The sequence below is a fragment of the Viridibacillus sp. FSL H8-0110 genome, from assembly GCF_038003565.1.
Lineage (GTDB): Bacteria > Bacillota > Bacilli > Bacillales_A > Planococcaceae > Viridibacillus > Viridibacillus arenosi.
Genome location: NZ_JBBOPJ010000001.1, coordinates 1,413,602 through 1,427,043 on the forward strand (window position 1 = coordinate 1,413,602; position 13,442 = coordinate 1,427,043).

Sequence of the window (13,442 nt, forward strand, 5' to 3'; positions counted from 1 at the left end):
GAGGATCTATGGAAAATAGAGTAAAAGAATTGAGAATAGAATATGAGATAACGCAACAAGAATTAGCTGATAAAGTAAGTGTATCTTCTAGAACAATCATCTCATTAGAAAAACAAAAGTATAATCCATCTGTGCTACTTGCGTATAAAATAGCTTCTGTTTTTAATTTATCAATTGAAGAAACTTTTATTTTCGATGAGGATGACAAATAATCCATTTCATTAAGATACACATATTAAACAAACAACGGAGGAATGAAAATGCAATTTATATTATTTATTTTTGGGATAGTTTTAACGGTTTGGGGTATTTATCGTATGAGAACAGATGATGGCTTATTTGGAAAAAATCAAAGAAACAAAAACTTATTCAATTTACTGTTAATGGGACAAGCTTCGGGTTTAGGACAATTTTTAAGTGGAATTCTGTGTATTATAGTAGGAGTTATCGTAATTATTATGCAGTAGTAATAAACAAGAATTTCAATTTTCCACTGAAATATTATGAATGAAATCACTTAAAAAACGGGTGCTTTAGTGCAACAAACAAGTTAGAAAAAACATCTTATCTAAGATGTTTTTTTATTTTCAAAACGTAGAAAAATAGATAGAAACGAACATTTGAAGTAAAAGTTTGTTCATTTATAATAAAGTTTGATTAAAATCATCGCTCCTCTATAGATTTCTTAGGGGTGAGATGATTTTTTTATTTGGATATGTATGTTAATTTGACAATAAGTTTTGTGGGAAAATGTACTTAAACTAACGGGGCAGGTTAGCTTAAATATACGAGTTTTAGAACAAATAGTAGGATCTTTTAATTAATCGACAGGGTGTTTTTAGCATCAGTTTATGGAACTTTCTTCATGAAGAAAAATAACAGAGAGCTAAAGAATGATTATTTAATTTTGTTTAGTAATCGGGCCATATTTTTGAAGATCAGCAGGAACTTTTGAGAAGGAAGCCGAAGTTAATATTATGTTTGTGTTATTCAATTAACTTGTAGGTTATTGTGATAATGAATAATTATTGATACTTCGTAATAATATTATACGTACAAATTTAGCTTTATTCTTTCAAATTTTTTGTGTAACCAAATCTATTTTTACATAAACGAAATTTAATTATAAAGGGGACTAAATTATTGGGGATTTATAAAGGAGTAGAAATGCTTCATCTTGAATTTAATGGGATTATTATTCATCCAACTCTTTTATGGAATCAAGAAATGGCTGTTTTAATAGACACTGGATTTCCTGGACAAATTGAAGATATACGAGTGGCAATGGAAAAGGTGGGAATATCGTTTGATAAACTAAAAGTCATAATATTGACGCATCAGGATATAGATCATATAGGTAGTATTCCTGAGATATTACAGGAGTGTGGAAGTAATATTAAAGTATATGCTCACGATCTGGATAAGCCTTATATTCAAGGGGATTTATCTCTTTTAAAAGACGGGCATCTAGAGAACCCCCCTAAGGGCAAAGTGAACGATACCTTGAAAGACGGTCAAGAATTGCCGTATTGTGGTGGAATTCGTATCATCCATACTCCAGGGCATACACCTGGCCATATCAGCCTATATTTGGAACAAAGTAAAACACTGATTGCTGGGGATTCAATGTACAGTGAAAACGGAATAATTAAAGGGATTCATGCCCCGACAGTCCTGGATATAAAAGAAGCTCGTCTCTCTTTGAAGAAATACTTAGACCTCGACATTGAATCAGTGGTTTGTTACCACGGGGGGTTAAGTAAGGGAAATATTCATGACCAGATTCAAGAAGTAATTTCATATTAAAATTCAAGAACTTTCTTCAGCAATCGAGCACTTTACTTGAAGATTATTGAGCTGTTTAGACATTAGACAGCTCTTTTTTTATTCAACTAAAGAGGCAGTTTAGTTGAATAACCTCTTAAAAATTAATCAGTGATGAAGTGACCTCAAAAGTATAGACAAAAAAGCATTTTCGATTGATTTCGAGTTCGGATACCTCAAATTCAATTAGGAGATGTTTTTTCTATCGGTAAAAGAGGGAGTTGTTCGTACGAAGTGAATAGACTGGTTATACTAGAGGGATTATGTAGAATCGATTTATTTCCTCACGAAAAAATAAATAAATGAAATATCTAGTACTTTATAAGTAAATGCCAAATAGCGCCCACGTATTTTTCCGCGGGCGTTTTGTTATATGATTAAAGAGGTTTTCTTAGAGTGTGGCTTTCACATTTATTGCTAGAAAGTAATAAAAAATGATTTACTACTGCTCTTAATCAAGAACATTTTTTTGTGAAGACCCTATATCTAAAATTACATTAAAGCAAGTTCCGTTACTTTCATTGTCAGTAACAGTAATCGTACCGTTATGCTTTTTGATAATGCTGTCAACAGTTGAAAGACCTAATCCTGTCCCACCCATTTGACGGGAGCGTGATTTGTCAATTCGATAAAAAGGTTCAAATATTTTCTTTTTGTATTTGTCTGCAATGCCGATGCCTGTATCTTTAACTTTGATTGAAACCTGTTCCTTACTTAATCTGTTTACTTTTATTTCTACTGTACCGCCGTCAATATTGTATTTAATTCCGTTTTCCACCAGGTTGTAAAAAGCACGATACAAAAGATCAGGGTTTCCAAAAACAACGCTATTATCACAATCTAAGGTCATTGTAACATTCTTATCTTTAGTGATATGAGAAAGCTCGGAAATAATATCCTCAAAAATATCCTTTACGCAAATGCTACTTTGCTCAACGCCATCGTCCATATTCGTCATATCTAAAAGGTTACCGACGAGTTCTCTCAAGCGTTTTGTCTGCTTCTCAATAACGTAAATAAGAGCATCATATTCCTCGATTGTATGTATTTTTTTCTTCTTAAATACATCAACTTTTGTTTGTAACACAGCAAGAGGTGTTCTAAGCTCGTGAGCGGCACTTGCGGAAAATCTTTGTTGCATCATAAAAGCATTATTCAACTTATCCGTCATTTCATTGAATGTTAGAGAAAGCTCTGCAATTTCATCTTTTGTAGGTGGCACAGATAATGTTTCAGATAAATTATGCACATTTATTTTTTTTACTTGCTCAGTTAGCGTATCAAGTGGTTTTAAAGCTTTACCCGAAAAATAGTAGGTTAAAATTCCCCCACAAACAATAACTAAAAGCATATAACTAATACTTTCACTTTTATAATCCATTTTTGCTTTTTGGGAAGCCTCTGATGAAACGGGAGAGGCCATGCTGCTCGACGCTGCGGGAGTGCTTTCATCAATCCATCCTTCTCCGCCGACCTCTTGTGCCGGTAATACGACAGCTGCATCAATTCTTGTAGCCATTCTATTAGCAGAAAAATTTAATATTAAGGTAAGTCCTACACAACAGACAGTTAAAAGAGTAACGGTCATAACAGTAAGTCGTAAACGAATTGGCATTTTTTTAAGCATTTTCATTATCACTCTTTTCAGATAAAAAGTAACCTTCTCCGATTTTCGTTCCAATTGGGTCATAGTTTAAAGCAGCTTTTAGCTTCTTTCGTAGAGTTGCAATATGAACCCTAATAGCACTACTGAAGCTATCCGCATTCTGATCCCAAACATGTTCAATCAGTTCTTCTTGGCTAACCACTCTGTCTTTGTGAAGGAAAAGATATTCAAACAATGCAAATTCTTTTTTTGTAAGTACTATTTCACTCTCGTTAACAACTGCAATACGCTTTGATAAATCTACCTTAATTTCACCGAATGAAAGCATACTACTTTTTTGTATAAACTTTCGCCTTAACAAATTTCGTATTCTTGCCTCCAATTCAGCAAAATCAAATGGCTTCGCCAAATAATCATTTGCTCCTATGTCTAAGCCTTTCACTTTGTCATTAACACTACTTCTTGCGCTGAGAATAAGTACCTTTAATTCAGGCTTTTCATCTCGTATCTTTTCTAAAACCTCTAGCCCATCCATTTTCGGGAGATTTAAGTCGAGTACAACCAAATCATAATTTACTTCATATAAAAGCTCGTAAGCATCTTCACCGTTGTCACAGGTATCAACTGCATAACCATCTATTCTAAGTCCCTCTGCAATTGCTTCCTGCAAATCAAGTTCGTCTTCTACAATAAGTATTCTCATCCCAGATTCACCTCTTTTTCTATTGTACTGTAAGTATGTGTTAAATCTATGTTAAGCATTTTATTTAATACAGTGAATATCACTCTTAACAGGGATTTAACATCCATTGATATACAATGGTGACACAAGTTCAGTTGAACAAAAATGTATGTTCTAAAAAACGTAATTAATATGATTGATTAATTAATAACTAACATAGTAGATAGGAGTAAACAAATGTTTGAAATTAAGAATGTATCGAAACAATACAATGGCGAATTCGCTTTGAATAATATTTCCTTTACGATGGGAAAAGGGCTGAATTTTATAGTTGGTGCTTCGGGTAGTGGTAAAACTACTCTTTTAAAAATCATCAGCGGTATGGAACAAGATTTTGATGGCGAGGTTTACTATTGCGGCAAGAATATTAAAGAATTAACCTCTAGTGAAAAAAGCTATTTTTACAACAATACCTTTGGATTTGTTTGGCAGGATTTTAATTTGCTCGAAGATTTATCGGTTTTAGAGAATGTGTTGTTACCACAGTATTTGAAAAATAAACAAAATCTAAAGAACGCAAATAAGATTTTAAAAGAACTAAAAATATTTGACCTTGCACATCGAAAAGTGAATTCTCTTTCCGGCGGTCAAAAGCAGCGTGTTGCCATCGCAAGAGAGCTCATGAAAAACCCAAAGGTTATTATCGCTGACGAGCCAACAAGTGCATTAGATGAAAAAAACTCAGAAACAACAATGGATATTCTGAAAGCTATTTCTAAAAACAGGACAGTTATCGTTGTAACCCACGATGTCAATTTAATTGACAATGACTCAAACGTTATAGATTTAGATGAGGGGGAATTTGTTGCATCACCACAAAAAAATGTAACGAAAACAGAAAAACTAACATACTATGAAAGTCATCGCTTATCAATAAAAAACGCTTTTTCAATGACCAAATCGAATGTTAAAAGTAAATTTGGCCGATTTTTAGTATCAGCCCTTTCTCTAATGATTGCAGGTATCCTTTTGCTTACAACTGTAAGTGGGACAATCGCGAGCAGCGGTCAAGGTGATTTTGACAAACTGATTGATACTTATGGAGAAGGACTTAAAGATATTAGTATAGTTGGCAGTTTTACCAGTGCAGGAGGCACAGGTGATAATCAGGAAGAAAAACCAAACGCAGATGTATCACAAGATATTGGTGGTTTATATGATCAATATGTAGGAGATGAACGCGTTGATTTTACTGCTTTATTACAAGCGTTTGATAATATAAAAGTAACTGTTAGCGGGAAAGAATATCCAATACAAGGAACAGGTTCTGCTCCGTCAATCAATAAGTTGTTAGCAGGAAAAATGCCTACTGGCAAAGACAACGAGGTTGTTGTTCCAGAAAGTTTTGTTAAATCAATGGGTATATCAAACGAGCTAGCAATCGGCAAAGAAATTGATTTTAGCAGCGGTATTTTCAATTGGGACACAGGTGAGCCTGTATTAAAAGACGTATCCATTACCGCAAAAATAGTAGGTGTTGCTGATAATACTGCCTACTATGAAAATGAAGGGGAAATGACAGAGTTTACCGTTGATGACTCTTTCTTCTTCAGCAAAACTGCACTTGATGTTTTGAGAAGACAAGCAGGAATTGAAAATGACGCAATGAATTTTCTTATTCGAGCAAAGACGCCAACTGATATGATTGCCATAAAAGATGAGCTTAACGAACAAGGCATTGTACCTCTTGGTCAATTTGAACTTGTTGAGGATATTGTGAGATTAAATGAGCAAACAACCGAACAGTCAGGCTCAGCAAGTATGTTCATAGGAATTTTGGCTGTTGTTATGGTTATTGCTATTTCCCTGATCACAGGTTTTATGAGAAAGAGAGAATTTGCAATTTATAAGGTCAGCGGCTTTAATAATGCTCATTTTAGTCTGCTTAACTTGACGGAAAAGATCACAGAAATCATGACAGCAATTCTGTTCATGCTTGTTATATCACCCCTTATTAATATAGCTACCAAAGCTTTGTTCAGCGCAAGTATTTTAAATTCTAAGATGTTGATTTCGGGCGTGCTATTCATTACTTTAATAGGGTTTGCGGCTTACTTTACAACTGCTATTGCCTTCATAATGACTAAGACAACAATAGCTTTGAAGACAGGTGACAGATAGTGATACAGATAAATAACCTTACAAAACGATATAATCATTCACTTATTTTGGAAGATACAAGTTTTAACTTTCCAAGCAAAGGACTTGTTTGCCTTTTAGGTGCATCGGGTTCCGGTAAAAGCACGCTGCTTAATATGGTTGCAGGCTTTGACAGTGAATACAGTGGTGATATTACGGTTTGTGGTACTTCTATCAGCAAAATGAATGCCGATGAATTATGTACCTATCGCAGAGATAATATAGGATTTATCTTTCAAAACTACCATCTTTTAAGCGGATATACCGTTCTTGAAAACATTTTGCTTTCTTGTGAGCTAAATGCGGCAAGTGAAGAGGAAAATAGAGTAAATGCTAAAGAACTGCTAAATAAACTGGGATTATCACAAAAGACTGATGAAAAAATCGAAAATCTTTCGGGCGGTCAAAAGCAAAGAGTTGCTATTGCAAGAGCGTTGATTAGTAATCCTCGTATTATCTTGGCGGATGAGCCGACAGGAGCATTAGACCGTAGAAACTCCAATGAAATTATGGAACTTTTAAAAGAGGTTTCAAAAGACCGTTTGGTGATTGTGATTACGCATGACCAAAAGATTTGTAGTTTTGCAGATGAAGTCGTTCATATTGAGAAAGGGAAAATTATTGCAAATGATACCGACACTCATAAAGCTTTTGCTAGTTTTGATAACCTTAGTTTAAATAAGGCTAGTAAAGTATCTGCTTTTAAGCAAGGGATTAAAAACTTCAAAGTGCATATTACACGCTATATGGCTGTCAGTTTGGCAATTTCCATCGGTATCCTTGTATTTATGTTGTCTTTATCTTCTGGGAATATAATGGACAAGAATATTTCGGATTTTCAAGATAAAAACACTGCCTTTAACAACGGATATATTAAAGGTGAGGATGATGGAACAGTTATTGAATTGTTGAAATCCGATGAGCGTATCGAAAATGTGTATTACCAATACAAAATAACGGATGTTACTTTAAGGATAGGCGATAAAACTGAAGCTTTAGCAGAAAAATACCCAATGACAAAAGCTACTGAAAAGATGTCATATGGTGCTATGCCCAAAACAGGTGAAAAGGAAATAGCACTTAGTCCGAGCCTCGCTAAAAAGTTTGGAAATGATATTAGTAGTTTGATTGGTAAAGAAGTTATCTTAAATTATGGAGATCAAGAATACACGCTTACGATAAGCGGTATTTTCAATGAAGAATACGATGATTTCTTTGTAAGCTCCGATATCGAACAGAAATTTTACCAAAATGTTGAGAAAGAAAAAAACTACTCAATCAGTTATGATGTAAAGAACTTTGAAGATATTGTGTCAGTCAGTCAAACGCTAGCTGACAAAAAAATTGAAAGTAAAACTGCAGCTAAAGAAGTAGAAGCTTTGCAAAGTACATTCAACAGACTTACCCGTTTGTTCTTAATCGTTTCTATTTTAATCTTAGCAATTGGTCTGTTTATCAGTACCGTATTACTGATTAAACTGCAAAATTCAAGATACAAGGAAATGGGGCTGTTGTCCGCTTTGGGATATAATAAAGGAACAATACGGAAAATGATTGTCAGCGAAAATTTACTTTTAGCAACAATATCAGCTATTTCTCAAGCTGTCCTTATAGTCTGTACTTATTTAGTCGGCATGATTTTCAATTTGGCAATTATCATCACCCCATTACAAATCTTACTATCAATACTTTCCACAGGTGTTGTTGTAAGTGTAATTAGCATGATAGCAAGCCACAAGTTAATTTCTACAGAGCCTGCAGTTGCGTTGAGAAAGTAATGTATTTTATTTAATCAAAATGAATTGTTAACTTCACCTAGTGTTTTAAAATTATCTTCTTGTAAATCTATAATCTGGAATACCATATCCTTTTGGGTTGTGGTATTTTTGTGCGCACAGCTAAAAAGCAGATATTGCTTAAAATTATAGAAACAGGAATTGGTATCCCTGATGAGGAAAAAAAGAATATATTTGAGCCGTTTTACAGAGTGGATAAATCACGCTCTCGCGAATTGGGTGGCTCAGGATTGGAACTTTCCATTGTACAAAGTATCATAACCAAGCACAAAGGAACCATCGTAGTTACGGATAATGAAAACGACGGTACTTGTTTCGAAATTGAATTTGGTAAAATAAGGAAACGAAAAAGGCTTTGAATGACGGTTGAAACTGTTTATTTAAAGCCTTTTTTTGCAAATTTAGAAGTATTTCTCTTAACAAGGATTTAACACAGGTTGTTATATACTTGTAACATCAAATAGAAAGGATACAGGCAACCAGATTTGATTGTAATATTATGGTATATATCGTATGGTAGAGGTTAAAAAAATGCTAGGAGGAATTTAATATGAAGAGAACATTAAAAATTGCTACACTTATGCTAGGATTATCTGTTGTTGCAGGGTCTGCATATGCTGCGAGCAACAACGACATGTGGGATACTACTAAATCCAGTGAACCTGTCAACTTAGAAGAAATGGCTAAAGAAAAAGGGGTCACGGTAGATGAACTGATTGCTCAGCTTGAAGAAGAAGGAAAGCTAACAGAAGGTGTTGAAACAACTTCGAGTACCGAAACAGCGGAAGACTCAAAATCCAGTGAATCTGTCAACTTAGAAGAAATGGCTAAAGAAAAAGGGGTCACGGTAGATGAACTGATTGCTCAGCTTGAAAAAGAAGGAAAGCTGACAAAAGCTGCTGAAGCAACTGACTCAACAGAGGCTAAGCAAGTAGAAACAAACAATAAGTAATATAATATATAGTAACTGGAGCTGTTACAAAAGTAAACTTCTGTTAAGGGGAGCTTTTGAAACAGCTCTGTTGTTCGTGAGAAGAGAAAAAAATATAGAGATCAAGAGTATAAACTAGCCGTTAGCGGTTTTAATAATTCGGGGTTTGATGATTTCTTTGATTAGCAAGAAAGTCATGGATCCCACACGGTTATTGACCATGAAAATTAGCTAGATAATAGTAAAAAGAATGACTCAGGACTTTTAGAGGTGCAATTTGAAGTCTAACTAAAAAATAATTCCAGCTCGATAAACCCGACTCTATCTAATGGAGTCGGGTTTTGTTCTACGTAGATAAGGAATAGAAAGTGGATGAAGTCAAGAGTGTGTTTTGAATTGTTCAATAAAATGGGTATTATAGGAACAGGACTTCTGAAGAAAGTGTGGGTTGTTTTGTATATAGCCTGATTATTAGTAGTTCAACGCCCTACACCGCAAATATCAAAGGAGGAAAAACAGTATGAAAATTATTGTTACCAGTTTATTCGTAAAAGATCAAGACAAGGCACTGGAGTTTTATTCTGAAACCTTGGGTTTTGTAAAAAAGCATGACGTTCCCCAAGGGAAATTTAGGTGGATAACGCTTGTTTCTTCTGATGACCAAGACGGAACAGAGATAGTTCTAGAACCTAATGAGAATCCGACCGCCAAAGAATATCAAAAGAATTTATTTGCACAAGGCATCCCAGCAACAATGTTTGGCGTTGCAGATATTCGTAAAGAGTACGAACGATTATTGAAAAACAGTGTGAAGTTTACTATGGAGCCTACAAAAATGGGCGAAGTCACAATAGCTGTCTTCGACGATACATGTGGCAACCTTATTCAGATAATACAGCAGTAACTATATGTAAACCCTGTCCTAATTTTAGGGCAGGGTTTACGCTTATATCTTCACGAAACTCATTAGTATGATTATGTTAATCTTCAACTATAGTAGCAGGTTAATTAAATCAGGAATGATATAATAGACGCTACAAAAGAAGGTGGTCATTCAAATGAAAAACTGGCTTGAACTAACCAATGCAGAGGATGAAAAAGTGTGGAATAAACTATATGACGAATTGAAGTTTGAACCAAGTACTACCAATCTCCCATCTTTTAAAGTACCAACCCCTTTTATTACCTACGATATCTCACTATACTTTGGCAAATATAAAGGTTTGGATGCCTATGATGACTTGGAAGAAAAAGCATTACTTGTTTTTCAAGAATGTACGTCAGTAGATGAATTTATTTATGCACTAGATTGGCAGCATGAATGTTATTGGATAAATCCCTATCTAGAATTTCAAAAAAACGAATTCGATGAATGGACAGTACCGATTTTCCCAAATGGCGATTATTACTTCTTTATTCATAAAGATTTTGAATGGGGATATTTAGGACACCCTTGGGAAAGAACTATAACTGTTTTTGGAAAAGAATTGATAAAGGGTTTTGAAAAACATCGACCAAGAATGTTTCAAAAAATAATACGGCAGGGATAACGAGACTTTGGTCATCGAGCTAACAGGTGCTTTAGTAGAAGTTTGTTGAGCCCTTCAGACGGCTCATTTTTTAATTCAACTAAAGGAGAAGGTTAGTTGAAAAGAGTAATGAAGTTTATAAGCAAAATCTAATTAGGATAGAGGGAATTTAAATGATAAGGGATCAGGATTGTCATAAAAATGTTTATCACTTAATGATGTGTTCGACGACAGAAGAAGACGACGAAATCCTAACCAAACAAAATAATGAAATAGAAATGGTGAAGCTATGATTCGATATGCTGTAGGAGGCATTATTAAATCGGAAGATACCATCCTGTTAGTGAAAAAAGGAAAAGTAATGGACGTGGAAAAACCGATGGAAGTCAAACCTGAATGGGATTTTCCAAAGGGAGGCATAAAAAGAGATGACCTGGATATTCAGGAAGCGTTATTCAGGGAGCTCGATGAGGAAACGGGGACGAGCGATTTTCGGATTATAGGCGAACTAGGCACGCTTGAATTTGAATTTCCAGCTGCTATGAAAGAAAAGCTAGGTTTTGAACGGCAAGTCACATATATGTTTCTCTTGGAGTTTTTAGGTGATAGGGCTCAGTTGCAACCAAAAACGGAGGAAATTAGTGAAGTTGTGTTTGTGAAGATTGATGAAGTAGATGAACTTCTGAAGCTAGCAGAGACGAAGGAGTTTTTTCTGAATAATTTAGAAGAGATAAAATCATGGATTGTTTTGAGGTAGAGAGTGAGTTAAGAAGAAAGAAACTAAATTAAGGTTATTAGAGAAAGGTATGTGGGGAACTTATGTTTAAGTATGTTGATAATAGTTAGTTATAGCACTATTTAAAATGAGGGATGAGCTAACATAAGTGTTATCATTGCGGAAAAGATAGATTGGTGCCCAATAGCGAGGCTCCGCGATGCAGGCTTTAGTCAGTCATAGAGTAGAAAGACTTTTTAATGCCAAAATCATTACATAATACACTATTTATTCTATTAATAATAGTAAGTATGGGATGTATTTCTCATAGTATTGAATGGAATTCTAACAAGATAGATTTTGAATTAATGTACTTAAACTAACAGCTGTTTTGAATAAGAAACTGTATAAAATTGACTAATAAATAAAGGCTCTTTTCTTTATAAATAGGTGCGAATCTTCAGTATTACATTCCCTACATTTTGAGGAGATGGTTTTGATGACAAATAGTAAGTTTTGTTATAGGATAAATGTAATGGATTCGAAGGGATTAAGTATCAAGGGGGTAAATCTCCAAAAAGAAGGAGGTGCTAAACGATGAATCTACAAACTGTTATGCAGGAGCTTGAAGCCCTCAGCAAGGAACGAACAAAAAAAATGTATATATCTAATGGTGCGCACGAACCTCTATTTGGCGTGGCTACAGGTGCAATGAAGCCAATTGCAAAGAAAATAAAAATAAATCAATCTTTAGCTGAAGAGCTTTATGCCACAGGAAACTACGACGCAATGTACTTTGCAGGCATTATTGCAGATCCTAAAGCAATGACTGAGTCAGATTTTGACCGTTGGATAGATGAGGCATATTTTTATATGTTGTCAGATTATGTTGTAGCAGTAACTTTAGCCGAAGCAGATATTGCACAAGTCGTAGCTGATAAATGGATTGCAAGCGGTGAAGAGCTTAGAATGTCAGCGGGCTGGAGTTGCTACTGTTGGCTTTTAGGGAATCGCTTAGACGTTGAATTTTCGGAAAGTAAGATTGCCAATATGATTGAAATTGTGAAAAATACGATTCATGTTTCACCAGAACGAACGAAATCTGCTATGAATAATTTCCTATATACCGTAGGGGTTTCATATTTGCCCCTCCATGAAATGGCAGTCGAAACTGCAAAGACAGTAGGTCCAGTAGAAGTCAAACGTGACAAGAAAAAAAGTAGTTTCCTACACGCTTTCGAAAGTATTCAAAAGGAAGTAGGTAGAGGAAGGCTTGGTTTCAAACGCAAATATGTAAGATGTTAAACAATAATTTTGCATCACGAACAATCTTTAATTTTCAAGGGCGTTAATCCAAGGAGGATTAACGTTTTTTTTGTCGAAATAATTAAAGTAACATAGCAGTTTAGTAAAACAAGGTTTATTTAATTGAAAATAAGGAATTAGGATAATTTTAATAGATTATTTAAAAGTGCGAAAAGGGCAATTGTTCATTTGATATATATATTATTGGATTTAGGCATGGCCATTATTTTGGCATTTCCTTATCGGGTTTTCAGCCTAAATATCCGATTAGTTAGGAGTGACTATGAATGCGTATCGAAAACGAGAAAATATACCCTGATTGCCCGGTTCTCGCCAGAACAGTAGAGGTTGGAGGAATTACGAAATCGCAGCTTATCCAGAAATTGCAACAACACTCTATTTTGATGAATGAGTATGGAGAGAGGCTAATAGCTGATGAAAAATTTACGACCTCTGATACAAAGTACAGCCTGCAGACTGTTGAACTAACTGTTAGCAACCTTGGCTTTCCTGATGGAGCTAGTACGACTCAGATTTTTAAAAGAGCGAGCGATCTTGGTTTGGAATTGTGTCCACTTGAGTTAGGAGCTCACTTAAGACTCGAGTATCTGGATCAGCCTGAAGGTTATTCGGGGAGTCCTATACAGCGACATCAAGCTCCTTCCGGCTCCATCACAATTGCATCGGAAATACTAAAAGAAGACGATGATTTTCCGAAAGGCTTTTATCTTAGACGAATAAACGGCGTGTTGTGGCTTCGCGGATACCGTGCTGATCATCTGCACATTTGGAATCATGATGATCATTTTATCTTTTGTCAAACAAAAAAGACCTTAAAGAGATGAGGAATGATCA

The 13,442-nt window shown here is 34.9% G+C and carries 14 protein-coding genes; 12 read left to right on the top strand and 2 right to left on the bottom strand.

Translation table 11 applies throughout. The annotated features are described in order from the left end of the window. Positions 1-8: 8 nt before the first annotated feature. The 3 genes from MHH98_RS06955 to MHH98_RS06965 all read left to right on the top strand — a co-directional run bounded on the left by MHH98_RS06955 (position 9) and on the right by MHH98_RS06965 (position 1,806). Entirely contained in the window at positions 9-212 is a 204-nt protein-coding gene (locus tag MHH98_RS06955) for a helix-turn-helix transcriptional regulator (RefSeq protein WP_038186627.1), read from the top strand. A 42-nt stretch (positions 213-254) separates the two neighbouring features. Beyond that, positions 255-467, top strand: a complete 213-nt coding sequence (locus MHH98_RS06960) for a hypothetical protein (RefSeq protein WP_053417334.1) — start codon at positions 255-257, stop codon at positions 465-467. 676 nt (positions 468-1,143) lie between these two features. After that, on the top strand, positions 1,144-1,806 hold the full coding sequence (locus MHH98_RS06965) for an MBL fold metallo-hydrolase (protein WP_340712342.1): 663 nt from the start codon (positions 1,144-1,146) through the stop codon (positions 1,804-1,806). Between the two features lie 469 nt (positions 1,807-2,275). Here the strand turns inward: MHH98_RS06965 and MHH98_RS06970 are convergent, their stop codons facing one another. Together MHH98_RS06970 and MHH98_RS06975 are read right to left on the bottom strand one after the other, a co-directional pair. Next, positions 2,276-3,451 (bottom strand): HAMP domain-containing sensor histidine kinase, encoded by a 1,176-nt coding sequence (locus MHH98_RS06970; protein WP_076065790.1) that lies wholly within the window; start codon positions 3,449-3,451, stop codon positions 2,276-2,278. Next, a complete protein-coding gene (locus MHH98_RS06975) occupies positions 3,444-4,133 on the bottom strand; it encodes a response regulator transcription factor (RefSeq protein ID WP_076065736.1) in 690 nt (229 codons plus the stop codon). The genes MHH98_RS06970 and MHH98_RS06975 overlap by 8 nt, the downstream gene beginning before the upstream one ends. 216 nt (positions 4,134-4,349) lie before the next feature. On the opposite strand from MHH98_RS06975, the gene MHH98_RS06980 reads away from it, so the two are divergent. The 9 genes from MHH98_RS06980 to MHH98_RS07020 all read left to right on the top strand — a co-directional run bounded on the left by MHH98_RS06980 (position 4,350) and on the right by MHH98_RS07020 (position 13,432). Next, positions 4,350-6,293 carry an ABC transporter ATP-binding protein gene (locus MHH98_RS06980; RefSeq protein WP_076065737.1) on the top strand — a complete coding sequence of 648 codons (1,944 nt, stop codon included), beginning with the start codon at positions 4,350-4,352 and terminating at the stop codon, positions 6,291-6,293. Then, positions 6,293-8,089 carry an ABC transporter ATP-binding protein/permease gene (locus MHH98_RS06985; RefSeq protein ID WP_076065738.1) on the top strand — a complete coding sequence of 599 codons (1,797 nt, stop codon included), beginning with the start codon at positions 6,293-6,295 and terminating at the stop codon, positions 8,087-8,089. The genes MHH98_RS06980 and MHH98_RS06985 overlap by 1 nt, the downstream gene beginning before the upstream one ends. 110 nt (positions 8,090-8,199) lie before the next feature. Next, positions 8,200-8,466 (top strand): ATP-binding protein, encoded by a 267-nt coding sequence (locus MHH98_RS06990; protein ID WP_076065739.1) that lies wholly within the window; start codon positions 8,200-8,202, stop codon positions 8,464-8,466. 191 nt (positions 8,467-8,657) lie between these two features. Beyond that, positions 8,658-9,059 carry a hypothetical protein gene (locus MHH98_RS06995; RefSeq protein WP_076065740.1) on the top strand — a complete coding sequence of 134 codons (402 nt, stop codon included), beginning with the start codon at positions 8,658-8,660 and terminating at the stop codon, positions 9,057-9,059. A gap of 499 nt (positions 9,060-9,558) precedes the next feature. Then, entirely contained in the window at positions 9,559-9,942 is a 384-nt protein-coding gene (locus tag MHH98_RS07000; RefSeq protein WP_076034695.1) for a VOC family protein, read from the top strand. Between the two features lie 154 nt (positions 9,943-10,096). Further along, the gene (locus tag MHH98_RS07005) at positions 10,097-10,588 is read left to right on the top strand and encodes a DUF2716 domain-containing protein (protein WP_340712349.1); all 492 of its coding nucleotides are present in this window, start codon (positions 10,097-10,099) and stop codon (positions 10,586-10,588) included. 268 nt (positions 10,589-10,856) lie between these two features. After that, on the top strand, positions 10,857-11,324 hold the full coding sequence (locus MHH98_RS07010) for an NUDIX domain-containing protein (protein WP_340712351.1): 468 nt from the start codon (positions 10,857-10,859) through the stop codon (positions 11,322-11,324). 555 nt (positions 11,325-11,879) lie between these two features. Further along, a complete protein-coding gene (locus MHH98_RS07015) occupies positions 11,880-12,587 on the top strand; it encodes a DNA alkylation repair protein (protein WP_340710859.1) in 708 nt (235 codons plus the stop codon). Positions 12,588-12,874: 287 nt separating this feature from the next. Next, positions 12,875-13,432 carry a helicase gene (locus MHH98_RS07020; protein ID WP_340710861.1) on the top strand — a complete coding sequence of 186 codons (558 nt, stop codon included), beginning with the start codon at positions 12,875-12,877 and terminating at the stop codon, positions 13,430-13,432. The last annotated feature ends 10 nt before the right edge of the window (positions 13,433-13,442 follow it).

Bases quoted from the DNA above. Each gene is read 5' to 3' on its own strand.
- MHH98_RS06995 (WP_076065740.1), top strand. From the start codon at position 8,658: ATGAAGAGAACATTAAAAATTGCTACACTTATGCTAGGATTATCTGTT.
- MHH98_RS07015 (WP_340710859.1), top strand. From the start codon at position 11,880: ATGAATCTACAAACTGTTATGCAGGAGCTTGAAGCCCTCAGCAAGGAA.
- MHH98_RS07010 (WP_340712351.1), top strand. From the start codon at position 10,857: ATGATTCGATATGCTGTAGGAGGCATTATTAAATCGGAAGATACCATC.
- MHH98_RS07005 (WP_340712349.1), top strand. From the start codon at position 10,097: ATGAAAAACTGGCTTGAACTAACCAATGCAGAGGATGAAAAAGTGTGG.
- MHH98_RS07020 (WP_340710861.1), top strand. From the start codon at position 12,875: ATGCGTATCGAAAACGAGAAAATATACCCTGATTGCCCGGTTCTCGCC.
- MHH98_RS06970 (WP_076065790.1), bottom strand. From the start codon at position 3,451: ATGCTTAAAAAAATGCCAATTCGTTTACGACTTACTGTTATGACCGTT.
- MHH98_RS06960 (WP_053417334.1), top strand. From the start codon at position 255: ATGAAAATGCAATTTATATTATTTATTTTTGGGATAGTTTTAACGGTT.
- MHH98_RS06975 (WP_076065736.1), bottom strand. From the start codon at position 4,133: ATGAGAATACTTATTGTAGAAGACGAACTTGATTTGCAGGAAGCAATT.
- MHH98_RS06980 (WP_076065737.1), top strand. From the start codon at position 4,350: ATGTTTGAAATTAAGAATGTATCGAAACAATACAATGGCGAATTCGCT.
- MHH98_RS06955 (WP_038186627.1), top strand. From the start codon at position 9: ATGGAAAATAGAGTAAAAGAATTGAGAATAGAATATGAGATAACGCAA.
- MHH98_RS07000 (WP_076034695.1), top strand. From the start codon at position 9,559: ATGAAAATTATTGTTACCAGTTTATTCGTAAAAGATCAAGACAAGGCA.